This window comes from Tersicoccus sp. Bi-70 (assembly GCF_001968825.1).
GTDB lineage: Bacteria > Actinomycetota > Actinomycetes > Actinomycetales > Micrococcaceae > Tersicoccus.
Genome location: NZ_MIEU01000012.1, coordinates 280,717 through 304,507 on the forward strand (window position 1 = coordinate 280,717; position 23,791 = coordinate 304,507).

18 protein-coding genes are annotated in these 23,791 nt (G+C 71.8%); 10 read left to right on the forward strand and 8 right to left on the reverse strand.

Annotated elements, in window-relative coordinates; genetic code table 11:
- Positions 1-45: 45 nt before the first annotated feature.
- On the reverse strand, positions 46-1,650 hold the full coding sequence (locus BGP79_RS10415) for a cytochrome ubiquinol oxidase subunit I (RefSeq protein ID WP_076695190.1): 1,605 nt from the start codon (positions 1,648-1,650) through the stop codon (positions 46-48).
- Between the two features lie 194 nt (positions 1,651-1,844).
- On the opposite strand from BGP79_RS10415, the gene BGP79_RS10420 reads away from it, so the two are divergent.
- Together BGP79_RS10420 and BGP79_RS10425 are read left to right on the forward strand one after the other, a co-directional pair.
- Positions 1,845-2,216 carry a BlaI/MecI/CopY family transcriptional regulator gene (locus tag BGP79_RS10420; RefSeq protein WP_076695192.1) on the forward strand — a complete coding sequence of 124 codons (372 nt, stop codon included), beginning with the start codon at positions 1,845-1,847 and terminating at the stop codon, positions 2,214-2,216.
- Positions 2,217-2,223: 7 nt separating this feature from the next.
- Positions 2,224-3,312, forward strand: coding sequence for a M56 family metallopeptidase (locus tag BGP79_RS10425; protein ID WP_076695194.1), 1,089 nt, complete (start codon positions 2,224-2,226; stop codon positions 3,310-3,312).
- 52 nt (positions 3,313-3,364) lie between these two features.
- Here the strand turns inward: BGP79_RS10425 and BGP79_RS10430 are convergent, their stop codons facing one another.
- Complete coding sequence (locus BGP79_RS10430; protein WP_076695196.1) at positions 3,365-5,476, reverse strand: type IIA DNA topoisomerase subunit B; 2,112 nt, start codon at positions 5,474-5,476, stop codon at positions 3,365-3,367.
- A 181-nt stretch (positions 5,477-5,657) separates the two neighbouring features.
- On the opposite strand from BGP79_RS10430, the gene BGP79_RS10435 reads away from it, so the two are divergent.
- Entirely contained in the window at positions 5,658-5,882 is a 225-nt protein-coding gene (locus BGP79_RS10435; protein WP_076695197.1) for a hypothetical protein, read from the forward strand.
- 110 nt (positions 5,883-5,992) lie between these two features.
- Here BGP79_RS10435 and BGP79_RS10440 read toward each other — a convergent pair whose 3' ends face one another.
- From BGP79_RS10440 to BGP79_RS10455, 4 genes are all read right to left on the reverse strand, one after another.
- Entirely contained in the window at positions 5,993-7,519 is a 1,527-nt protein-coding gene (locus tag BGP79_RS10440) for an RNA polymerase sigma factor (protein ID WP_369800184.1), read from the reverse strand.
- Positions 7,520-7,746: 227 nt separating this feature from the next.
- Positions 7,747-9,066 (reverse strand): DUF4192 family protein, encoded by a 1,320-nt coding sequence (locus tag BGP79_RS10445; RefSeq protein WP_076695201.1) that lies wholly within the window; start codon positions 9,064-9,066, stop codon positions 7,747-7,749.
- Positions 9,067-9,174: 108 nt separating this feature from the next.
- The gene (locus BGP79_RS10450) at positions 9,175-10,431 is read right to left on the reverse strand and encodes a nitrate/nitrite transporter (RefSeq protein ID WP_083701788.1); all 1,257 of its coding nucleotides are present in this window, start codon (positions 10,429-10,431) and stop codon (positions 9,175-9,177) included.
- 69 nt (positions 10,432-10,500) lie between these two features.
- The gene (locus BGP79_RS10455; RefSeq protein WP_076695205.1) at positions 10,501-11,544 is read right to left on the reverse strand and encodes a proteasome assembly chaperone family protein; all 1,044 of its coding nucleotides are present in this window, start codon (positions 11,542-11,544) and stop codon (positions 10,501-10,503) included.
- A 235-nt stretch (positions 11,545-11,779) separates the two neighbouring features.
- Here BGP79_RS10455 and BGP79_RS10460 point away from each other — a divergent pair, with 235 nt between their 5' ends.
- Genes BGP79_RS10460 through sucB form a run of 3 tightly spaced genes read left to right on the forward strand, consistent with a single transcriptional unit; the run spans position 11,780 to position 16,748 of the window.
- On the forward strand, positions 11,780-13,351 hold the full coding sequence (locus tag BGP79_RS10460; protein WP_076695207.1) for a leucyl aminopeptidase: 1,572 nt from the start codon (positions 11,780-11,782) through the stop codon (positions 13,349-13,351).
- 56 nt (positions 13,352-13,407) lie between these two features.
- Positions 13,408-14,835 (forward strand): dihydrolipoyl dehydrogenase, encoded by a 1,428-nt coding sequence (lpdA, locus tag BGP79_RS10465; protein ID WP_369800185.1) that lies wholly within the window; start codon positions 13,408-13,410, stop codon positions 14,833-14,835.
- A 53-nt stretch (positions 14,836-14,888) separates the two neighbouring features.
- Positions 14,889-16,748, forward strand: a complete 1,860-nt coding sequence (sucB, locus tag BGP79_RS10470; protein WP_076695211.1) for a 2-oxoglutarate dehydrogenase, E2 component, dihydrolipoamide succinyltransferase — start codon at positions 14,889-14,891, stop codon at positions 16,746-16,748.
- Positions 16,749-16,899: 151 nt separating this feature from the next.
- Here the strand turns inward: sucB and BGP79_RS10475 are convergent, their stop codons facing one another.
- On the reverse strand, positions 16,900-18,753 hold the full coding sequence (locus BGP79_RS10475) for a phosphotransferase (protein WP_076695213.1): 1,854 nt from the start codon (positions 18,751-18,753) through the stop codon (positions 16,900-16,902).
- 103 nt (positions 18,754-18,856) lie between these two features.
- Between BGP79_RS10475 and lipB the strand changes: the two genes are divergently transcribed.
- The 4 genes from lipB to BGP79_RS10495 all read left to right on the forward strand — a co-directional run bounded on the left by lipB (position 18,857) and on the right by BGP79_RS10495 (position 23,166).
- Positions 18,857-19,546: a lipoyl(octanoyl) transferase LipB gene (gene lipB, locus BGP79_RS10480; protein ID WP_076695216.1), complete on the forward strand. Its 690-nt coding sequence runs from the start codon at positions 18,857-18,859 to the stop codon at positions 19,544-19,546.
- Positions 19,543-20,550, forward strand: coding sequence for a lipoyl synthase (gene lipA, locus BGP79_RS10485; RefSeq protein WP_076695218.1), 1,008 nt, complete (start codon positions 19,543-19,545; stop codon positions 20,548-20,550). Before lipB ends, lipA begins: the two co-directional genes overlap by 4 nt.
- A gap of 263 nt (positions 20,551-20,813) precedes the next feature.
- Entirely contained in the window at positions 20,814-22,229 is a 1,416-nt protein-coding gene (locus BGP79_RS16450; RefSeq protein ID WP_076695220.1) for a PRC and DUF2382 domain-containing protein, read from the forward strand.
- A gap of 208 nt (positions 22,230-22,437) precedes the next feature.
- Complete coding sequence (locus BGP79_RS10495; protein WP_076695222.1) at positions 22,438-23,166, forward strand: DUF4191 domain-containing protein; 729 nt, start codon at positions 22,438-22,440, stop codon at positions 23,164-23,166.
- A 58-nt stretch (positions 23,167-23,224) separates the two neighbouring features.
- Here the strand turns inward: BGP79_RS10495 and BGP79_RS10500 are convergent, their stop codons facing one another.
- Positions 23,225-23,656: an RDD family protein gene (locus BGP79_RS10500; protein WP_076695224.1), complete on the reverse strand. Its 432-nt coding sequence runs from the start codon at positions 23,654-23,656 to the stop codon at positions 23,225-23,227.
- Positions 23,657-23,791 lie beyond the last annotated feature (135 nt).

The following is a 23,791-nucleotide window of genomic DNA, read 5'->3' on the forward strand; positions in this document are numbered from 1 at the left end:
TGGTGACGGAACGGGGTGGTCGCGGCGATGTCGCCGGGCCGCGGGTCAGTAGGCGAAGGCGAGGACATCGCTGTCCTTCCCGTCGTCGGGGCCGCGGTCCGGGCTGGGGCCCTCGTCGTCGTCGGACGCCGGGGATCCTGCGTGCGCGAGCTCGGGCATCGCGGACGCCACACCGCCGCGGATGAACCGCACCAGCAGGCCCACCTCCACGACCGCGAGCACCGCGTAGACCGACGTGAGCACGATGAGGGAGAACAGCACCTCCCCGAAGGAGACGCCGGGCGAGACGGCGGCCGCCGTGTACATGAACACCTGGTCGATGCCGCTCGGGTCCGGATTGGGGGCGACGACGAACGGCTGGCGGCCCATCTCGGTGAAGATCCAGCCCGCCGAATTGGCGCCGAACGGTGCGAGGATGCCGAGCACCGCGCTGATCATCAACGGCTTCGACAGGGGCACGGTGCCCTTGCGGGTGATGATCAGCCCGATGAAGCAGGCCAGCGCGGAGAGGCCGCCGAAGGTGATCATCAGGCGGAAGCCCCAGTAGGTGACCTCCATGACCGGCACGTACTGGATCGCCTGGCCGGCCCGCTCGCCGTACTTCGGGTCGTCGGGCAGGTTCGTGCCGTACTTCTGCTGGTACTCGGGAACCAGCTCGTTCACGCCCTTGACCGGGGTGGTGAAGTCACCGTTGGCGAGGAAGGACAGCACGCCCGGCACCTCGAACACGGCGACCATCTTCGAGCAGTCCCGGGAGCCGAGCTGGCCGATCGAGAGCACCGAGAACTGGGTGCCCGAGTGGCAGGCGGCCTCGGCGGCGGCCATCTTCATGGGCTGCTGCTGGAACATGAGCTTGCCCTGGGCGTCGCCGGTGATCGCGGTGCCGGCGAAGGCGACGACGGCGATCCAGCCACCGATCACGAGGGACCGGAACCACACCTTGTGCTCGACGACGTCACGGCCGATGCCCTTGCCGGCGCCCGGGATGACGTATCCCTTCGCGTCGACGGTGTCCACGCCGTCCTTGCGCCGGCGCCACAGGTGGTACCAGCCGACGCCGAACAGCATCGCCCCGCCGACGGCGAAGGCCCCCGTGACGGCGTGGGTGAAGGCGACGATCGCGGTGTTGTTGGTCAGGACGGCGACGACGTCGGTCATGTGCGGGCGGCCGTCGATCATCTGCACGCCCACGGGATGCTGCATCCAGGAGTTGGCCACGATGATGAAGTAGGCGGAGCCGATGGTGGCCAGGGAGGCCAGCCAGATCGTCGCCAGGTGGATGCGCGGGGGCAGGCGCTTCCAGCCGAAGATCCACAGACCGAGGAAGGTGGACTCGACGAAGAAGGCGAGCAGCGCCTCCATCGCCAGCGGGGCGCCGAACACGTCGCCGACGAAGCGGCTGTACTCGCTCCACGCGAGGCCGAACTGGAACTCCTGCACGAGGCCCGTGGCCACGCCCATGATGAAGTTGATCAGGAAGATCTTGCCCCAGAACTTCGTCATCCGCAGGTAGTGCTCGGCGCCGGTGCGGTGCCACAGCGTCTGCATGACGGCCACGCTGAGGCCGAGGCCGATGGTCAGCGGGACCATGAGGAAGTGGTAGACCGTGGTGATCCCGAACTGCCACCGGGCGATGTCGAGGGGGTCCATACCGTGCGCTCCTAGACCGGGGGAATCGTGAGCAGCGGTGCGGCTGGCGGCCGCAACCGTGTATTTCTACGCTTCGTAGAAACCTCAGCTTCTACCGAGTGTAGAACAACCCGTCGTCGCACGGTAATCTGGTCTCCGACACGACATCCATCGGCGCCTCTCGGGGCGCCCGCCATCAGTGTAAGGGGGACGGTATGGCGTCACTGGGGGATCTCGAGCGGTCCATCATGGACCAGCTCTGGTCCAGCGCGGACCCGATGACCGCGACCACCCTGCGGGATCGGCTCGCCGAGAGCCCGGATTCCGCGGAGGGCCGCGAGCTCGCCGTGACCACGGTGCTCACGGTGCTCTCCCGCCTGGAGAAGAAGGGGCTGGTGGCCCGCAGCCGGACCAGCCGGCCGCACCAGTACCGGGCGATCTCCACCCGCGAGGCGCACACCGTGTCCCTGATGAACGAGGTGCTCGGCCAGGCCCCGGACCGGGACGCCGTGCTCAGCCGGTTCGTCGGCTCGATGTCCGAGGAGGACGCCTCCCTGCTGCGGCAGATCCTTCGCGGCCGCGACTGATCCTGGCATGGTCCGCACGGGAGTGATCCTCGGCCTGCTGGCCGTGGTGCTCGCCTGGCCGGTGCCGATGCTCCTGGTCCGGGCGCGCTGGACGGCGCGCGGACCGGCCCTCGCCCTCGTGCTGTGGCAGGCGATCGCCCTCTCCGGCGGCATGTGCATGATCGGCGCCCTGCTCGCGTTCGGGCTCGCCCCCGCCGGGCACGACCTGCTCTCCGCGTCATCGACCGTCCTGGCGGACGTGCGCGGCGGCACCGATCCGAGCATGACGCTGGGCATCGTGCCGGTCTTCGCGCTCTGCGCGGCCGTGCTGCTCGGCGGTCACCTCCTGCTGACCCTCGGCCTGACCTGGCGGCGGATCAGCCAGCGCCGTCGCGCGCACCGGGACGCCCTCCGGCTGCTCAGCCGTCCGGCGACGCCTGACGACTCCGGGGGTGACGGCGCCGTGCGGGACGGGGCGGCGCGGGACAACACGCTCGTCGTCGACCACCCCACTCCCCTGGCCTACTGCCTGCCCGGCGGCACCAAGTCGGTCACCGTGCTCTCCGACGGGCTGCTGCAGGCCCTCGCTCCCGCGGAGCTGGACGCCGTCCTCGCCCACGAGCGGGCCCACCTGAGCCAGCACCACCACCTGCTGCTGCTCGCCTTCGCCGCCTGGCGCTCCTCCCTGCCGTGGCTGCCCACGTCGCGGCTGGCCCTCGGCGCGGTCACCGACCTGGTGGAGATGCTGGCGGACGACGACGCCCTGCACACGGTGGACCGGACCACCCTGGTGCGGGCCATCGCGATCGTCGGTGGGGCGTCCGCGCCTGTCGAGCCGGCTCAGTCCGGCGGGGCCGCGGACGGCAACGAGCCGGCCGGCGGATCGGGGTCGGCCCGGCCGGACGCGGTCGGTCACCGCCCGCTGACCGCGGGCGCGGATCCGGTGGTCCGGGTGGACGGTGTCGAGGCGGATGCGATGGCGACGCCACGCCGCGTCACCCCGGCCCGGGTCACCCGGCTGCTGCGGCCCCCGGCACCCCTTGGTGCCGTGCCGCGCATCGTCGTCGGGCTGCTCGCCCTGCTGCTCGTGCTGGCACCGGCCACCCTGCTCGCCTGACCGCGCTCCTGTCGGGACGGCTCTCCTGTCCGGACGTCGTCCGGCGAGCCGCTCAGGCGTCGATGCGGTCCCGGTCCAGCGAGGCGGCGCCGGCGACGATGAAGTCCTTGCGCGGGGCGACCTCCGAGCCCATCAGCAACTCGAACACCGTCTCGGCCGACGCGGCCTCCTGGTAGCGCACCCGGCGCAGCGTGCGGTGGCGCGGGTCCATCGTGGTCTCGGCCAGCTGGTCCGCGTCCATCTCCCCCAGCCCCTTGTAGCGCTGGATGGGCTCCTTGTACCGGCGACCGGTCTTCTCCAGTTCCGCGAGCACGCGGTGCAGCTCGGCGTCCGAGTACGTGTAGACCGTCTCGTTGGCCTTCGCCCCGGGGTTGACGATCTCCACCCGGTGCAGCGGCGGGACGGCGGCGTAGACCCGGCCGTCCTCGACCATCGGTCGCATGTAGCGGAAGAACAGGGTCAGCAGCAGGGTGCGGATGTGGGCACCGTCGACGTCGGCATCGGTCATCAGGATGACCTTGCCGTAGCGGGCGGCGGTCAGGTCGAAGGTGCGGCCCGAGCCGGCACCGACCACCTGGATCAGCGCCGCGCACTCGGCGTTGGAGAGCATGTCCCCGATCGACGCCTTCTGGACGTTGAGGATCTTGCCGCGGATGGGCAGCAGCGCCTGGTAGTCCGAGGAGCGGGCGAGCTTGGCGGTGCCGAGCGCGGAGTCGCCCTCGACGATGAACAGCTCGGACTTCTCGACGTCGTTGATCCGGCAGTCCGCGAGCTTGGCCGGCATCGTGGAGGTCTCCAGCGCGTTCTTGCGCCGCTGCGTCTCCTTGTGCTGCCGGGCCGAGACGCGGGACTTCATCTCGTTGACGATCTTCTCGAGCAGCGCGTTGGCCTGGGTCTTCTCGGCCCGCGCGGTGGAGGTCAGCTTCGCGGTCAGCGCCTTCTCGACGACCCGGGCGACGATGCCGCGCACGGCGGACGTGCCGAGGACCTCCTTGGTCTGGCCCTCGAACTGCGGCTCGGCGAGGCGGACGGTGAGCACGGCGGTCAGGCCGGCGAACACGTCGTCGCGCTCGACCTTGTCGTTGCCTGCCTTCAGGCGCCGCGCGTTCGTCTCGACGGCCTTGCGGAAGGTCTTCAGCAGCGCCTGCTCGAAGCCGGACTGGTGGGTGCCGCCCTTGGGGGTGGCGATGATGTTGACGAAGCTGCGGATCGTCGTCTCGTACCCGATCCCCCAGCGCAGCGCGACGTCGACCTCGCAGTCCCGGGTGACCTCGGTGATGCGGGAGTGGCCGGTCTCGTCGAGCACGGGCACCGTCTCGGTGAAGGAGCCGCTGCCGTGGATGCGCCACGTGTCGGTGACGGACGCGTCGACGGCGAGGTAGTCGGCGAACTCGGCGATGCCGCCGTCGTGCTGGAAGACCTCCTCGGCGACGCCGAGCTCCCCGGGCGTGCCGGGCAGGCGCCGTTCGTCGCGGATGACGATCCGCAGACCGGGGACGAGGAAGGAGGTCTGCCGGGCGCGGGTGATCAGCTCGTCGTAGTTGAAGCGCGCGTCCGGGGTGAAGATCTGCCGGTCGGCCCAGTAGCGGATGCGGGTGCCGGTGACGCCGCGCTTGGTCTTGCCGACGACGTCGAGCGTGGTCGCCTCGTCGAAGGGGGCGAAGACGGCGTCGGCGGTCGGCCGGGACCCGCGGTCGGTGAAGCGGCCCGGCTCACCCCGGCGGAACGACATCTGATAGGTCTTGCTGCCGCGGTCCACCTGGACGTCCAGGCGCGAGGAGAGGGCGTTGACGACGGAGGCGCCGACGCCGTGCAGGCCGCCCGAGGCGGTGTAGGAGCCGCCGCCGAACTTGCCGCCGGCGTGCAACTTGGTGAAGACGACCTCGACGCCGGTCAGGCCGGTGCGCGGCTCGATGTCGACGGGAACGCCACGGCCCTCGTCGTGGATCTCGACGGAGTTGTCGGCGTGCAGGATGACCACGATGTTCTGCCCGTAGCCGGCCAGGGCCTCGTCGACGGAGTTGTCGATGATCTCCCAGAGGCAGTGCATCAGCCCCCGCGAATCGGTCGAGCCGATGTACATGCCGGGACGCTTGCGCACGGCCTCCAGCCCCTCGAGCACCGAGAGGTGCCGTGCGGTGTACTCGGAGCGCTGCGCAGTCACGTGATCCAGATCCGTTTCGTGATGGGGTGCCGGTCAGGCCGGCTTCTCGATCCTAGGCCAGCACGAGCGCCGCTCCGGGCAGGCTCACCCGGTACGCGGTCAGCGAAAGAGAGGCCGGGTTGAGATGACTCGGGGCCTGCGGGTGGTTGTATGGAGTACAGCATCCAGCGAGGAGGTAGCGATGAGTACAGCAGTGGCAGATCGAGAACTGACCGCCATGGACCGGTGCGACAGTTGCGGGGCGCAGGCGTACGTCCGGGTCGTGCTCGAATCCTCCGGGGGCGAGCTGGCGTTCTGCGCGCACCACGCGCGCAAGGTGGAGGCCCGTCTGCGGCCCCTGGCCGCGTCGTGGCAGGACGAGACGGACCGCCTCCGCGAGACCCCGGCGGCCGCGTCCGAGGACTGAGCACGCCGGCGCCGTTCCGGCGACCGAGACGACAGACGAGAGGCCCGTTCCCCTGGAGGGAACGGGCCTCTTGCGTGTCCTGAGGTTCTCCGGGAGATCCCGGGGACCGGTCAGTCCAGGTAGTCGCGCAGCACCTGGGACCGCGACGGGTGCCGCAGCTTCGACATCGTCTTGGACTCGATCTGGCGGATCCGCTCGCGGGTGACGCCGTAGACCTTGCCGATCTCGTCGAGGGTCTTGGGCTGGCCGTCGGTCAGGCCGAACCGCATCGCGACGACGCCGGCCTCCCGCTCGGAGAGCGTGTCGAGCACCGAGTGCAGCTGCTCCTGCAGGAGCGTGAAGCTCACGGCATCCGCGGGAACGACCGCCTCGGAGTCCTCGATCAGGTCGCCGAACTCGGAGTCGCCGTCCTCACCCAGGGGAGTGTGCAGCGAGATCGGTTCGCGGCCGTACTTCTGGACCTCGACCACCTTCTCGGGGGTCATGTCCAGCTCGAGGGCCAGCTCCTCCGGGGTGGGCTCGCGGCCGAGATCCTGCAGCATCTGACGCTGGACGCGGGCGAGCTTGTTGATGACCTCGACCATGTGCACCGGGATGCGGATGGTGCGCGCCTGGTCGGCCATGGCCCGGGTGATCGCCTGCCGGATCCACCAGGTGGCGTAGGTGGAGAACTTGAAGCCCTTGGTGTAGTCGAACTTCTCCACGGCGCGGATCAGACCGAGGTTGCCCTCCTGGATGAGGTCCAGGAACAGCATGCCGCGGCCGGTGTAGCGCTTGGCGAGGGAGACGACGAGGCGGAGGTTCGCCTCGAGCAGGTGGTTCTTGGCGCGCTTGCCGTCGTGGATGATCCACTTCAGCTCGCGCTCGAACTTCTTATCCAGGGCCTTGCCGGCGCCGTTCGGGTCCGCCTGCAGGTCCACCAGCTTGTGCTCGGCGTACAGGCCGGCCTCGATCCGCAGCGCGAGCTCGACCTCCTGCTCGGCGTTCAGCAGCGCGACCTTGCCGATCTGCTTGAGGTAGTCCTTGACCGGGTCCGCGGTGGCCCCGGCGGAGACGACCTGGACGGCGGGCGCGTCGTCGTCGTCGGCGTCGGAGTAGACGAAACCGGTGCCGGTCGTCTCCTGCTTGGCCGCGGTGGTGCCGGTGGCGGCGGTGCTGCGGCCGTTCTCGTCGTCCGAGGTGGTCGCGTCGTTGTCGTTGGTGCTGGACTCGTCCTCGTCGTCCTCGGGCACCGTGGCCTCGGCCTCGGCGTCCAGATCGGTCTCGACGGGCTCCGAGTCCTCCATGGTGTCCTCGCCCGTGGTCGCGAGGTTCTGGTCCTCGCCCTCGGCCGTGGTCTTCTTCCGGGTGGTGGCGCGCTTGGTGGTCGCCGTCTTCGCGGCCGCGGGCTTCCGGGTGGTCGTCTTCTTCGCGGCGCCGGCCGCGGCGGGCTTGGCCGGGGCGGCTGCGGTGGACTTCGCGGCCGGCTTGGCGGCGGTCCTGCTCGCGGTGCCGCTCTTCCGGGCAGGGGTACGAGCGGCGCGCTCCTCGGTGAGGGTGGCCGTCGTCTCGTCGGATGCGGTACTGGACTTCTTCGCCGGTGACACTGAAAACCTTTCGCAGACTGTCCGCGGCGCCCCGAGACTGGGTAACACCACTATGACCCTGTCAAGTCCGTCGCACGGGCACTTGAAGGGTCTTGCTCCTTCAAACACCGACACCACCCGGAATGTTCCCCCGGTCACCGGGGAACGGTGGTCGGGGAGATCGGCGGGGGGCGACGTGCTGAATGCCGCGGATGCGGCTGAACGGACTCGAAGGGTCGTCCTCCCATTGTGACACGACAGCCCCGCCGACGGCGCATCCGGTGCCCGGACCGCCCTGTTCACGCGGCGTCCGGATGACCGCCCCGCCAGGCCGTCGTCCGGTGGCGGGCCCATTCGTGCACCTGTCCGAGGTCGAGGAACCGGTCGAACAGACGCGCCAGTTCGTACCCGCCGTCCACCTGCAGGGCGGCGTCCAGGCACCGGTGGGCGCGCGACCCCCGGCCTCGCGCGAACTCGATCCACCCCAGCAGCGTCAGCGTCGCGCACCGCGCCTCTCCCTGCGCGTGCGGGGCGAGCGCCTCGAGCATCCGGTGCGCCGCGTCCAGCCGGCTCCAGTCCGGGGTGAGCGCCACCGTCCCGGTGATGACGGACGCCAGCAGCGGCATGCCGCCGGTCCGCAGACAGGCGTCCCGGTCCGTCGCCTCCCGCGCACACGCCTCGGCGGTCCGCTCCGCACCCGCGGGAGGGCGAGCGTGGGTCCGGACACGACCGTCACCGAGGAGCAGCTCCGGAATGACCGGCGAGGGACCGACCGCGCTCTGGAACAGCAGCAGGTCCCGGACGGTCCGGCTGCGCAGTCCTGCGAGCAGCAGACCGGCGGTCTCGGCCGACACCGGGAACGGAGCCGGCGCCCCGGCCCCGGCCGGCGGCATCGTCGCGCGCCCCACACCCGGACTCGGTCGCCCCGCTCCCCCGGCGCATCCCCCGGCGGACCGTACGCCGGCCCCGCCGGCACCGACGGCTGCCAGCACCTCGTCCCACACCTCCCCGATCCGGCGGACCCAGTCCGCGTCCGGCGGATCGGGCCGTGCCCCGGGGTCGTGGACGGTGGCCCAGCGGCGGATCTCGTCAGCGTCCGGCCCGGTGGCGGCCGGGACCACGTCGTCCACCGGAGCGGACCCCCACGAGAGACCGGCGAACACGAACTCGGTGTGGAGCACGCTGGCGGCGATGTCCTCGAGGGGACGGCGGCGGCCCCACGGCACGTCGGAACCGGACCGATCGATGTGCCCCCACCCGCCGTCGGTGACGTACAGGCAGTCCCGCACCGTCAGCTCCAGCCGTTCGAGGGTGCGGACGAGGCGGTGGACGAGCACCGGGAGGCCCGCCCCGGGGCGTGGCCGCTGCGCGGTGTAGACGACGACGAACACCCCGCTGGGTGTACCCGGGGCCAGCACGGTACCCACGTACCGGGCGATCTCCGCCCCGAGAGTCGCGGTGCAGCGGTGCGGCAGGTCGAGGCGGAGCAGGCCCCCGGCCTCGCCCCCGGAATCGGCGAGGATCACGAGGCTCTCCCGCGGCCAGTGCCCGAGCCCGTGCGGGACGTAGGCGAGCAGGTCCTCGGCGGAACGGATGGCGGTGGCGGGCGATCGAGTCATGGGCCCCACCGTCCTCCGTGGGGGCCCGGTCGGGGACGGCCGGTGTCGCGCCTGTGGACAACCACCGCCGGGGCAGCACCTGGGGAGGGAGACCGGGTGGCCGCGGCCTCAGGACGAGGCGGCGCGACCCCGGACGAGCCGACGGACCCGCATCAGCGCCAGCCCACCGAGCACCATCAGCACGCCCTGGACGCACAGCGCGATGCGGAACGAATCGAGGGCATAGAGATTCCCGCCGGAGAAGCCGGTCGCCTTGAGCACGTCCAGCACGAGGCCGATCAGGTACATGCTCACCAGGGCCGCCGTGAAACCGCCGATGTTGACGATGCCGTTGGCGGTACCGAGCCGGTGCGGCGGGTTGAACTCGCGGGCGAAGTCGAAGCCGATCATCGACCCGGGACCGCCGGCGGAGAGCACGACGACGAGCACCGTCAGCAGCCAGAAGGGGGCACGGCCGGGATACACGAGCACGGCCGTCCACGCGACGAGGATCGCCAGCGCGATCCCGAGCACGAGCCGCGAGCGCACGAGCGGCCGCAGGGCGACGATGCGGCCGAGGAACGGACCGCCGACCGCGCCGGCCACCACGAACACCGTCATCAGCACGGCGACACGCTCGGGCGGGATGCCCTGCGCGGACACGAGGAAGGGGTAGCCCCAGGCCAGGATGAACACCTGACCGGGGAACTGGACGGTGAAGTGGCTCCACATGCCGAGCCGGGTGCCGGGTTCGGCGAAGGCGTCGGCGATCACCCGTCCCGTCTGCCGCACGGTGGGCGTGTGCCGGGGAACGCCGGAGCCGGGCGGCTCGCTGCGCACCACCGCCGCCGCGAGCACGGCCGCGAGGACGCCGAGGCCGGCGAGTGAGAGGAAGGCCGTGGACCAGCCCTGTCCGTCGAGCAGGGCGGCGAACGGGATGGAGGAGATCAGCTGGCCGCCCATCCCGACGATGCCGGTGACCTGGCTCAGCAGCGGCACCTGGGCGGGCGTGAACCAGAGCGGGACCAGCCGCAGCACGGAGATGAACGTCATGGCGTCCCCGGCGCCCACGAGCACGCGGCCGAACACCCCGGCGGGGATGGTGGTGGCGACGGCGAGCTGGAGCTGGCCGACGGCCATCAGTGCCGCTCCCCCGGCGATCATGGCCCGGGAACCGAACCGGTCGGCGAGCACCCCCACGGGGATCTGAAGGCCGGCGTAGACGACCAGCTGGATGACGGCGAACGCCGACAGCGCCGACGCAGTCGCGTTGAACCGGTCGGTCGCGGCGACCCCGGCCACCCCGAACGAGGTGCGCTGGGTGATGGCGATCACGTAGGCGGCGAGCCCGGCGATCCACACCACCCAGGCTCGACGCGTTCCCACCTCGTCATCATCGCAGCCCGGCGCCCGGGGGCCCGCACCGTGACGTCGGGACCCGGGTCGACGGGTCACTCAGTGCTGCGGGTCGCCGCCGTCCGTGCCGGTGCCGTCGGTGTGGGTGGTGTCGGTGCCGTCGGCGCCCGTGGCGTCGGGGCGGTCGTCCGTCTCGGCGGGCGGGGTGTCCAGGGTCAGCTGATCGGGATCGTCGGCGTCCATGGTGGCCAGGTAGGCCTCGACGGCCGCGCCGAGCTCGTCGGCGTCCGGCAGCTCACCGTCGGGGCCGGCCAGCAGGGACCGGCGCGGTTCCTGACCCTGGCGGTACTCGTCGTACTGGCGCTGCAACCCGTGCACCAGCTCGCGGACCTCCTCCGAGGAGGCGACCTGCTCGTCGATGGACTTCTCCAGCTCCCGTCCGGCCTCACGCAACCGGTCCGACGGGAGCATCAGGGAGGCGGCGGCGGCCAGGTGCTCGAGCCCGGTCACGGCCGCCTGCGGGAAACGCGCCTCGGCCAGGTAGTGGGGTACGTGCACGGCGAAGCCGACGACGTCCTTCCCGGCCTCGGCGAGCCGCATCTCGAGCAGCTGGCCGACGGTCGCGGACATCCGCGCGGTCGGCTTCCACGCCGAGATGCCCTCGATCAGGTCCGGGCGGTTGCCGTGGGCCGTCACCGCGAGCGGCCGGGTGTGCGGCACCGGCAGCGGCAGCGAGTGCACCCAGCTGACCAGCCGCACGTCCAGTTGCTGGACGAGCCCGACGACGGCGCGCGCGAATCGCTCCCACTGGTAGTCGGGCTCGAAGCCGCTGAGCATGAGGAACGGCTGACCGGTCTCGTCCTTGAGGACGTGCACCTGCAGTCGGGGCTGCTCGTAGTCCGCGAAGTGGTCCCCGTCGAAGGCGATGATCGGTCGACGGTCGCGGTAGTCGTAGAGGGCGTCGGCGTCGAACTCGATGACCAGTTCGTGCTCGAGCCGGTCGAGCAGCTCGGTGCGGATCTGGTCCGCCGCCTGCCCGGCCTCGGCGGCACCGGTGAGCCCCATGATCAGGTTCAGGCCCCGGATCTGCGGGGTGTGGACCAGGTCGGAGACCACCTCGTAGAGGGTGGACGGCTCCTGCACGGTGACTCCTCGATGGTCGGGCGATGACGGGATCCCGTCATCGCTGTTCTCGGCGCTGTTCTCGGTGCTTCTCTCGGCGGCCGTGGCCGGTGTTACCGACCCGTACGCCTGTCTCTGCTGCAACGTTCGCACGGGCGTGCCGCATTCCCGCACCAGGCCGCCGCCGCGTGTTCGGTCGGTGCCCCGTGATTGGATCGGACGAGCACCGGTCACCGACACGTCGAGGAGGAGCGCCATGGCGCCCAAGAAGAAGTCCACCGAGATCCCCGCCGGGCTCATCGTCGAGCCCGTCCGCATCGACGCCTGCCGGGAGGACCTGGCCCGGGTGCGCGCGGACGTGCTCGTCCTCGGCGTCGCCCAGGGCGCCGACGGCCCGGTCCTGCTCGACGGCCCCTTCCCGGCGGCCGAGCGCACGAGGATCACCGACGCCCTGTCCGTGCTCGCCGCCTCGGGCGCGCCGGACGAGCTGCTCCGGCTGCCGGCCGGCGACGGCCTCCCGTCTGTGCCCGTCCTCGCCCTGACCGGCGTCGGTCGTCTCGCCGACACCGGTCCCGCCCGGGCGGAGTCGCTGCGCCGCGCCGTCGGTTCGGCCGTGCGGCAGCTCACCGGTTCGGCGACCGTCGTGCTCGGCCTGCCCGCCGCCACCGTCGAGGACGTCGCCGCGATCGCCGAGGGTGCCGCCCTGGGCGCCTACGCGTACACCCCCTACCGGCACGCGACCGCCGCCGGGCTGCGCGCCCCCGTCGAACGGGTGCTGATCCCCACCGGGCTGCCGGGCCGCACGATCCGCCCGGCCTTCGACCGGGCGCGCGCGATCGGCGGCGCCGTCGGGCTGACCCGCTCGCTCGTCAACCAGCCGCCGCTGGACCTCTACCCGGAGACGTTCGCCGACGCGGCGGTCTCCGCCGCCGCGGGCCGGCCGGTCACGGTGACCGTGCTGGACGACGAGCAGCTGGCCGCGCAGGGCTTCGGCGGCCTGACCGGCGTCGGCCAGGGTTCGACCCGTGGGCCGCGCCTGGTGCGCGTCGACTACGCGCCCTCCGGGGCCCGCGCCCACCTGGCCGTGGTCGGCAAGGGCATCACGTTCGACTCGGGCGGCCTGAGCCTGAAGCCGCCGACGGGCATGACGACGATGAAGTCGGACATGGCCGGGGCGGCCGCCGTGCTCGGCGCCGTCCTCGCCGCCGCGGACCTCGGCCTGAAGGTGCGCATGACCGGCTGGCTGTGCCTGGCGGAGAACCTCCCGTCCGCGTCCGCGCAGCGCCCCTCCGACGTGATCCGGATCAAGGGCGGCCGCACCGTGGAGGTGCTCAACACCGACGCGGAGGGTCGCCTCGTGCTCGCCGACGGCCTCGTCGCCGCGGGTGAGGAGAAGCCCGACCTGCTCGTGGACATCGCGACCCTGACCGGGGCGCAGATGATCGCCCTGGGCACCCGCGTCAGCGCCGTCATGGGCAGCGACGGCGCCCGGCAGGCCGTCGTCGACGCCGCCACCGCGGTCGGCGAGGAGTTCTGGCCCATGCCGCTGCCCGCCGACCTGCGCCGCGGACTGGACTCGACCGTCGCCGACATCGCCAACATCGGGGGCAAGTTCGGCGGCATGCTGACCGCCGGTCTGTTCCTGCACGAGTTCGTCCCCGAGGTCGACGGACGGCGCGTGCCCTGGGCGCACCTCGACATCGCCGGACCGGCGTTCAACGAGGGCGGCGCCTGGGGCTACACCCCCAAGGAGGGCACCGGTGTGGGGGTGCGCACACTGGTCTCCCTGGCGGAGTCCGTGGCACGTCACGGCGTCGTGCGCGAGTAGAGTCGAGAGGCGCGTCCACAGTAGGGTGAAGCGCGAAACGACAGCCCGGGCAGGGGATGGTCCCTGCTCGGCGGACGAACAGGCGAGGGAGCATCCACGTGGCCGAACCGGCAGCTTCGCAGGCATTCGACATCCTGATTCTCGGCGGAGGCAGCGCCGGCTACGCGGCAGCACTGCGCTCCGCGGAGCTCGGCTTCTCGGTCGCGCTGGTGGAGAAGGGCAAGCTGGGCGGTACCTGCCTGCACAACGGCTGTATCCCCACCAAGGCGCTGCTGCACTCGGCGGAGATCGCCGAGAACGCGAAGACCGCGGCGAAGTACGGGGTCAAGGCCTCGTTCGAGTCGATCGACATGCCCGCCGTCAACGCGTACAAGGACGGCATCATCGCGGGCAAGTTCCGCGGCCTGACCGGGCTGATCAAGTCCAAGGGCATCACCGTCATCGAGGGTGAGGGCAAGCTCACCGGGCAGGACACCGTCACGGTCGACGGCACCGCCTACACCGGCAAGAACATCATCCTCGCCACCGGCTCGTACTCCCGCAGCCTGCCGGGCCTGGAGATCACCGGCAACAAGGTGATCACCTCCGATCACGCCCTGACCATGGACACCCTGCCGAAGAAGGCCCTGGTGCTCGGCGGCGGCGTCATCGGCTGCGAGTTCGCCTCCGTGTGGAACTCGTTCGGTGTCGACGTGACCATCATCGAGGCCCTGCCGTCGCTCGTCCCGAACGAGGACGCGGCCATCGTCAAGCAGCTCGAGCGGGCGTTCAAGAAGCGCAAGATCGACTTCAACACCGGCACCCGGTTCGCCGGCGTCGAGGAGAACGAGAACGGCGTCAAGGCCACCCTCGAGGACGGCAAGACGTTCGAGGCGGATCTGCTCCTCGTGGCCGTCGGCCGTGGCCCCGTCACCGCGAACCTCGGCTTCGAGGACGCGGGCCTGACCATGGACCGCGGGTACGTCATCACCAACGAGCGCCTGCACACCGGCGTCGGCAACATCTACGCGGTCGGCGACATCGTCCCCGGCCTGCAGCTGGCGCACCGCGGCTTCCAGCAGGGCATCTTCGTCGCCGAGGAGATCGCCGGGAAGAAGCCGGTCGTCGTCGAGGACGTCAACATCCCGAAGGTCACCTACTGCGAGCCGGAGATCGCCTCGGTCGGTCTCACGGAAGCAAAGGCCAAGGAGAAGTTCGGCGACGACGCCGTGACCATCCAGGAGTACAACCTCGCCGGCAACGGCAAGACCTCGATCCTGGGCAGCGCCGGGTTGATCAAGCTCGTGCGCCAGGCGGACGGCCCCATCGTGGGCGTCCACATGATCGGCGCTCGCATGGGCGAGCAGGTCGGCGAGGCGCAGCTCATCGTCAACTGGGAGGCGTTCCCGGAGGACGTCGCGTCCCTCGTGCACGCGCACCCGACCCAGAACGAGGCGCTCGGCGAGGCCGCGATGGCCCTGGCCGGCAAGCCGCTGCACGGCTGACACCCCCACCCACCACGCGAACATCACTCGTACACAGAAGAAACGGGGACGACATGTCTGAAACCGTCAGCCTTCCCGCCCTCGGTGAGAGCGTCACCGAGGGCACCGTCACGCGGTGGCTGAAGTCCGTCGGCGACGAGGTCGCCGTCGACGAGCCGCTGCTGGAGGTCTCCACCGACAAGGTCGACACCGAGATCCCCTCCCCCGTCGCCGGGGTGATCGAGGAGATCCTCGTCCAGGAGGACGAGACCGTCGAGGTCGGTGCCGCGCTGGTGCGGATCGGCTCCGGCGAGGGCGGCTCCGCCTCGGGCGGCGACGACGCCGCGCAGAGCGAGCCGGCCGCACAGGAGACCGAGCCGGCGCCCGAGCAGGAGGCCGCCCAGGAATCCGAGCAGCCCAGTGAGCCGGCCGCTTCCGAACCGGCGTCCGCGCCCTCGGGCCAGAGCGACTCCGGTCAGCAGGGCGGTGGATCCGGCGGCGAGAGCAGCCAGGTGACGCTGCCGGCGCTCGGCGAGAGCGTCACCGAGGGCACCGTCACCCGCTGGCTGAAGTCGGTCGGTGACGACGTCGCCGTCGACGAGCCGCTGCTGGAGGTCTCCACCGACAAGGTCGACACCGAGATCCCGTCGCCGGTGGCGGGCACACTGCAGGAGATCAAGGTCGCCGAGGACGAGACCGTCGAGGTCGGCGCCGTCCTCGCCGTGATCGGCTCCGGTTCCGGTGCGCCGGCCACGGCGGAGGCCCCCACCCCGGAGCCGGTCGTCGCCGCCCCGTCGGAGGACCGCGAGGAGGCTGCTCCGGCACCGAAGGAGCAGGAGAAGCCCGCGCCGGCCGAGCCGCAGCAGGCCGTCCAGCCCCCCGCGACCCAGGAGCCCGCCCAGCAGGAGGCGCCCCAGCAGGAAGCCCCCAAGCAGGAAGCTCCGAAGCAGGAGGCGCCCAAGCAGGAAGTTGCGGCCACCGGTGGCGACGCCGGCGGTTACGTGACCCCGCTGGTGCGCAAGCTGGCGCAGCAGCACGACGTCGATCTCTCGTCCCTCACCGGCACCGGTGTAGGCGGTCGCATCCGCAAGCAGGACGTCATCGAGGCGGCCGAGGCCAAGAAGGCCGCGGCAGCCCAGCAGGCCGCTCCGGCCGCCGCTGCCTCCGCCCCGGCGGCTGCGCAGGGCGCGGTGTCGGAGGAGAACGCCCGCCTGCGGGGGACGACGCAGAAGGCGCCGCGGATCCGTCAGGTCATCGCGCAGCGGATGAAGGAGTCCCTGGACGTGTCGGCGCAGCTGACGCAGGTCCAGGAGGTCGACATGACCCGCATCGCGAAGCTGCGCGGACGGGCGAAGGACCAGTTCTTCGCGCAGGAGGGCGTCAAGCTCACCTTCCTGCCTTTCTTCGCCAAGGCCGTGGCCGAGGCGCTGAAGCAGCACCCGAAGGTGAACGCGTCCTACCACGCCGAGGCCAAGGAGATCGAGTACCACGACTCCGAGCACCTCGCGATCGCCGTCGACACCGAGAAGGGCCTGTTGGTCCCGGTGATCCACGACGCCGGCAACCTCAACCTCGCGGGCATCTCGCGGGCGATCGCCGATCTGGCCGAGCGCACGCGGACCAACAAGATCGCCCCGAACGAGCTGTCCGGTGGCACGTTCACGATCACCAACATCGGCAGCGTCGGCGCCCTGTTCGACACCCCGATCATCAACCAGCCCCAGGTGGGCATCCTCGGCACGGGCGCGATCGTCAAGCGTCCCGTCGTGGTGACCGACCGTGACGGCAACGACACGATCGCGATCCGGTCGATGTGCTACCTGTCGCTGACCTACGACCACCGTCTGGTCGACGGTGCGGACGCCGGCCGCTTCCTGCAGTCGCTCAAGCAGCGGCTCGAGGAAGGTGCGTTCGAGTCCGACCTCGGGCTCTGACCGACAGCATCTGAGGAACGGGGCGGGAGCGCACGGCGCTCCCGCCCCGTTCCTGTCTGTCCGGGCACGTCCCGGCGCGATCGACCCGTCGGTGCCGTCGGTGCCGCCGGCGCGGTCGGCCTCCGGGCGCCGCCTCAGTCGGCCGTCCCGCTCACCCTGCCGTCCCGCTCACCCGGTCGATCCGCCAGCGGCCGTCCCCCGCGCGGACCAGCTGCAGCCGGACGTCCTGAACCGGCGACGCCGCGACCGTGCGGACGACCGTGCCCGTCCTGTCGACCTGGCGGTACCCGGTGAAGCGGGCGCACAGGCGGACGACGACCGGGCCGCCGGATCCGTTCCGCGCCCAGATGCGCTGAGCGCACGTGACCTCGACGCGCAGATCGGCGAGACGCCCCGACGCAGCGACGAGGGCGGCTGCCGCGGCGCGGTCAGCCAACGCGGCCGGCGATCCGGGGACGGAGACGTCGGCCAGCAGATCCCAGCGCCCCTCCCGGAACGCGCGCGTCCGCTGTTCCGTCAGGGCGCGCGCGGCCGCCACAGGATCGGCCGAAGCCGAAGCCGATCCCGGGTGCCGCTCGGCCGGCGCAGCCGGGGCCGCCGGTGAGGCGGTCGCGGGAACCGGGGTGGCCGCCGCCGGGCGAGGTGACCGGGACGCATCCACTCCTGGTGGAGCGACGGTCGAGGTGGCGCCCGCCGCGGCCGTCGCCTCCGGCCGCACCGCAGCGAGGGACGAGGCGCTGCCCGGTCCTGAGTCGGAAGCAGCGTCCGACGCGGACACAGGGCCGGACGTCGCCGCGACCGGCCCGGTCGGTGTCCGTCCGGCGACCGCGGCACCGCCCGGCGGGGGCACCGGGGCCAGCAGCGCGGCCACTCCCCCGACGGTGACCGCCAGCAGCAGGGCGATCCCCCATCCACGCCACCGCGGAGCGACCGTCGTGGTGGTCGGCTCCGCCCTCGTCGCCCCCACGCGGGTGCGGCGTCGACCGGATGCCACGACGGGTCCTGCGGCCCAGCCCCCGCCCCGCAGCGGCCCTGCTCGCACTGATCCACGCCCGGTCGAACGTCGCGCCCGTCGTCGGCGTCCCACCTCCGTGGCGGTCCGGCGCGTCACCAGGTCCGGCCGCACGCTGGGATGGACGCTGGCGTGCAGGTCGACCGGTTCCGCCACGGCGACCGCGAACACCCCGCGCGCCAGTTCGGCCGCGTTGGGCCGCGCCTGCGGGTCCGGGTCCATCCCTCGGTCCAGCAGCAGCGCGAGCGGACGCGAGACCGCCGGCACGAGGACGGGAAGCGGTGGCCGATGTTCCGTCGGCCCCGGTACCCGCCCGGTCAGGCAGAACCACGCGACGGCGGCGAGTGCGTAGACGTCCGCCGCCGGCCCCGACCGGCCGGCAGGCGTCGCGACGGGATCGCGGAAGCCGTCCGTGCCGGTCCCCGGCGGTCCCGGTCGGCCCGGCAGGCCGGCCAGCTCCCAGTCCGCCAGAACGGGCCGGCCGTCCACCGCGAACAGCACGTTCCCCGGACTGACGTCACCGTGGGTGAGCCCGGCGGCGTGCGCGGCGGCGAGCAGTTGCGCCAGCGGGGTGATGACGGTGACCGTCTCGCCGATGGACAGCGGCCCCCGCGCCGCGACCACCTGGGCGAGACTGCCGCCGGGCAGATGGTCCATCAGCATCACCCGGTGCCGATGGCCGGCGATCCGGCAGCCGGCCACGGCTTCACCTCGTGGGTGCACCAGGTGGTCCGCGGCGAGCGGACCGAGCGCAGCCGCGGCCGACCCGAGCGTCGGCGGCCGGCCAGCCACACCGGGAGCGTTGCGGGAGGGCAGCGGATCCGTTTCGACCCGGCCGGCCAGCAGCGCGCCGTCCTGCCCGCGGCGGACGAGCCATACCACCGACGAGGCCCCTTCGCCGATCAGGCGCAGCGTCTCGTGGCCCGGCACCTGCGGCGTCGTGTCACGCACACACCCGGCCGTCCCGGTCTGCCCGTCCTCCCGCATGTCCATGCTTCAGTGTGCGCCGGAGACGGTCACGCCCGCCGGAGTTGTCCACAGGTCACGGGAGGCCTCAGGGAGGGTCCTGTCGGTCACCGGGACTAGGCTGAGACGCATGACGTTGAGGTTCCCTCCTGCACGACTAGCCCCGGACTTCGTCGACTACCGCGAGGCCTGGAACGAACAGCAACGGCTGCACCGCGCGGTCGCGGCCGGCACCGAGCCGAACACCGTGCTGCTGCTGGAGCACCCGCCGGTCTACACCGCGGGCAAGCGCACCGAGCCGCAGGACTACCCGTACGACGGCACCGAGGTCGTGAAGGTCGACCGCGGTGGCCGCCTGACCTGGCACGGACCGGGTCAGCTCATCGGGTACCCGATCCTGCGGCTGCCCCAGCCCCTCGACGTCGTCGCGTACGTCCGGGCGCTGGAGACCATCCTCATCGCCACCCTGCGGGAGGTCGGCGTCGAGGGCGTGACCGTCGAGGGCCGCTCCGGCGTGTGGCTTCCCGGCGACTCCCGCGGCCCGGATCGCAAGATCGCCGCGATCGGCATCCGCGTCGCCGACGGCGTCACCATGCACGGGGTGGCCATCAACGCCACCTGCGACCTGCGCCCCTACGGCAAGATCGTGCCCTGTGGGATCTCCGACGCCTCCGTCACCTCCGTCCTGGAGGAGACCGGTCGCGAGGTGACCCCGGCCGACCTCGCCCCCATCGTCCAGGCTCAGCTGCTCGCCCACGAAGCGCTGCTGACCGGCGCGGCCCCGGCCGCCACCTCCCCCACCGAAGGAGTCCTGCTGTGACCATCGCCCCCGAGGGCCGTCGCCTGCTGCGGGTCGAGGCCCGCAACGCGGAGACGCCGATCGAGAACAAGCCCGCATGGATCCGCACCACCGCGAAGATGGGCCCGGAGTACACCGAGCTGAAGTCGCTCGTCCACTCCGAGGGCCTGCACACGGTCTGCGAGGAAGCCGGCTGTCCCAACATCTTCGAGTGCTGGGAGGACCGTGAGGCCACCTTCCTCATCGGCGGCGCCCAGTGCACCCGTCGGTGCGACTTCTGCCAGATCGACACCGGCAAGCCCGCGCGCCTGGACGTGCAGGAGCCCCGCAAGGTGGCCGAGTCGGTCGCGCAGATGGGGCTGCGGTACGCGACGGTGACCGGCGTCGCGCGGGACGATCTCGCCGACGAGGGGTCCTGGCTCTATGCGGAGACCATCCGCGCGATCCACGCGATGAATCCCGGCACCGGCGTCGAGATCCTGATCCCGGACTTCACCGGCCACGTCGAGCACCTGGACGCCGTGATCGACGCCGCGCCCGAGGTGTTCGCCCACAACGTCGAGACGGTTCCGCGCATCTTCAAGCGGATCCGCCCGGCGTTCCGCTACGACCGGTCCCTCGGCGTCCTGACCCGCGGTCGCGAGCGGGGAATGGTGACCAAGTCCAACCTCATCCTCGGCATGGGCGAGACCCGCGAGGAGATCTCGCAGGCCCTGCGCGACCTGCACGACGCCGGGTGCGACCTCATCACCATCACGCAGTACCTGCGGCCGTCCCCGCGGCACCACCCGGTGGAGCGCTGGGTCAAGCCCCAGGAGTTCGTCGAGCTGCGGGACGAGGCCGAGGAGATCGGCTTCCTCGGCGTCATGAGCGGTCCCCTGGTGCGCTCCAGCTACCGTGCCGGCCGGCTCTGGGCCACCGCCATGCGCAAGAAGGGCATGACGATCCCGCCGGAGCTCGCCCACATCGGTGAGTCCGGGTCCACCCTGCAGGAGGCCACGAGCGTCCTCTCCCGCGTCGGCTGAGCACGCCGACACACGATCCGCGAAGCGGCCGGTCCCTCGGGGCCGGCCGCTTCGTCGTTCCCGGCTCGACGGCCGGCCGCGTGGACGCGGATCATCTCGGGCTCCTTCCCATGTGACGTGGCTCATGTCTACCCATTGACTTGGCCCTGTACCGGGGAAAGGATCGGGAGTGGGCTCAGCTCGGGCTGGACATCCTCGGTCCGGGAGCAGGCCGAACGGACGTGGCTGAGAGCCAGCCGCCGGTACAGGAAGGAAGCATCTCCATGAGCAGCAATCTCTCGATCGAACAGCTTCAGAGTGCGACCGTCATCGACCAGGACGGGGACAAGATCGGCGACGTCGGTCAGGTCTACGTCGACGACGCCACGGGTGACCCCAGCTGGGTCACCGTCCGGACCGGCCTCTTCGGTACGAAGGAGACCTTCATCCCGCTGGATCGCGCCGAGAACGACGCGAACGGCCTCCGCGTCCCCTACGAGAAGAAGTTCGTCAAGGACGCGCCCAACATGGACGAGGACGAACACCTCTCCCCCGAGCAGGAGGCGGAGCTCTACCGCTACTACGGCCTCGACACCGGGACCACGACCGGCACGGACGCCGGCCGCGAAGCGGCGTCGGGCACGGGGACCACGGACCGGGACACCACTGCAGGCACCGGCACCGCCGCCGGGACCGCAGCGGGCGTCGCGGCCGGCACCGCGGCCGGGGACACCTCCCGGACGCGCGGGGTGGACGAGGGCGAGTACACGGACGTCGACGGCGACCGCTCCCGCAGCGGCCTGGCCGGCGAGGGCGAGTACACGGACGTCGACGGCGACCGCTCCCGCAGCGGCCTGACCGGCGAGGGCGAGTACACCGACGTCGACGGCGACCGCTCCCGCAGCGGCCTGACCGGCGAAGGCGAGTACACCGACGTCGACCGCGACGGCACGCGCGCCGGCCTGACCGACACGGGCGACACCGCGGGCACGGCCGGGTACGCGACGCCGGGTTCCACGGGTCGCCACGACGACACGACCGGGGGCGCCGACCGCGGCACCACCGGGGTCGACGAGGACGTCGTCGGCACCTCGTCCGGGTACTCCGCGGACCTGCGGGACCCGGAGACCGCCACGACCGGCACCTCCACGACCGACGCCTCGACGACCGACACCACGTCGGGCGCCGCCGGGACGGGAACCGCGGCCGGCCTGGCCGGCACGGGTACCGCATCCGGGACGCGCGACACGGGTGTGGGCGGTGACGAGGAGATCGTCCGGCACGAGGAGCGTCTCCGCGTCGGCACCGAGACGCGCGAGACCGGTCGCCTGCGGCTGCGCAAGCACGTCGTCACCGAGAACCAGACGGTGACCGTCCCCGTCGAGCGCGAGGAGGTCTCCATCGAGCGGGAGCCCATCGCGGACGGCGAGGCCCACACCGGCGGCACCATCGGTGAGGACGAGGAACGCACCATCACGGTGACCGGCCAGGTGCCGGTCGTCGAGAAGGAGGTCGTCGACGCCGAGCGCATCCGGGTGCACCGTGACACGGTCCACGACGAGGAGGCGGTCTCCGGTGAGGTCCGCCGGGAGGAGATCGACGTCGACGAGGACACGGACACCACCGGCACCGGCCGCACCGGAACGGGAACCGGGACCGGGACGACCGACACGGATCGTCCGGGCACCGACCGGTACTGACCTCCACCGTCGGTGACCTGCGTCATCGACACCGTCAGACCCACCCGGGTGCCGTCCGCACCCACGACGCGGGGCCGTGCTCACCGAGCACGGCCCCGCTTCCGTGCCCGGCGACGACGGCGCCGACTCCGCCGGACGGCGCGACGCGGTCCGCGGCACCGGTGAACTAGGATGGACTCGCTCCCGACCGCGATCGAGGTAATCCACCGTGTCCACAACACCGCAGCCGAAGAAGCGCCGATTCGGCCGCAAGCCCGCTGACGCCCAGAAGAAGCCGGGCCGCTTCGCTCAGATGAAGCAGGTCTTCACCATGACCCGCCGGCAGGACCCCACGGTCGTGTGGGTCATGCTCGCCGTGTTCCTCGGCGTGGTGGCGCTCAGCCTCGTCATCGGCCTGCTGATCAACAACATCATCACCCTGCTCATCATCGGCATCGCTCTCGGTGTCCTCGGCGCGCTGGTCGTCCTCTCGCGCAAGGCGGAGCGTGCGGCGTTCGGGCAGATCGAGGGACAGCCCGGCGCGGCCGGCGCCGCCCTCAGCACGCTCAAGCGCGGCTGGATCGTCGAGGAGCAGCCGGTCGCCGTCGATCCGCGGACCAAGGACACCGTCTTCCGCGTCGTCGGCCGACCGGGCATCATCCTGATCACGGAAGGGCCGTCCCACCGGGCGCGTCGGCTGGCGGGAACCGAGCAGAAGCGGCTCACGCGTCTGCTGCCCAACGTGGCCGTGCACGTGATCGAGTCGGGCCGCGAGGAGGGTCAGGTGCCGCTGCCGAAGCTCTCCCGCGCCATCACCAAGCTCAAGCCGCAGCTGACGCGGCAGGAGGTCGGCGCCGTCGGGAAGCGGCTCTCCTCGCTCGCGCCGCGGCTGCCGATCCCCAAGGGGATCGACCCGACGCGGGCCCGGCCGGACCGTCGCGCCCTGCGCGGGCGCTGAGCCGGACCGGTCAGCAGCGGGGACGGCCTCCCCGCACCGCACCGTCGGAACCGATCCGTCAGAACCGCACGAGCACCGTGCCGGCTGCCCGGTCGTGCAGACCCCGCTGGTTCTGGTCGTTGATCAGCGCCGGTACCACGAGCACCAGCAGCATCGTGCGCAGCGCCGCGCGGCCGAGGCCCGGGGCGGAGCCGTCGAGGCGCTGCAGACGCAGGCGGAGCAGCCGGTGACCGAACGCGAACCCGGCGGTGCCGAGCAGGACGACCTGTTCGAGGGCGAAGATGCCGAGCAGGGCGAGGTTGTTGCTGTCGAGGAAGGCCGCGGCGATCAGATAGCTCAGGCCCCAGTCGATCACCAGGGCGACGACCCGCCGGCCGAGGCGGGCGACCGATCCGGGTCCCCGCTCGGGAGCGCCGAGGTTCTGCCCGGGATACGCGGATGGGCGGGGTGGGCCCTGCAGCCAGGACCCGATGTCACGACGATCGACCACGCCACCAGCCTAGTCGCGCGCGCTCGCCGCGGACGCCGCGGCCGGTCCTGGCACCCGGGGACGACACGCCCGTGGATCCGCGTCCTGGTGGGCCCCGTTACGTGCGTGAAACATCGGTGACACGTCCGGGCAAAT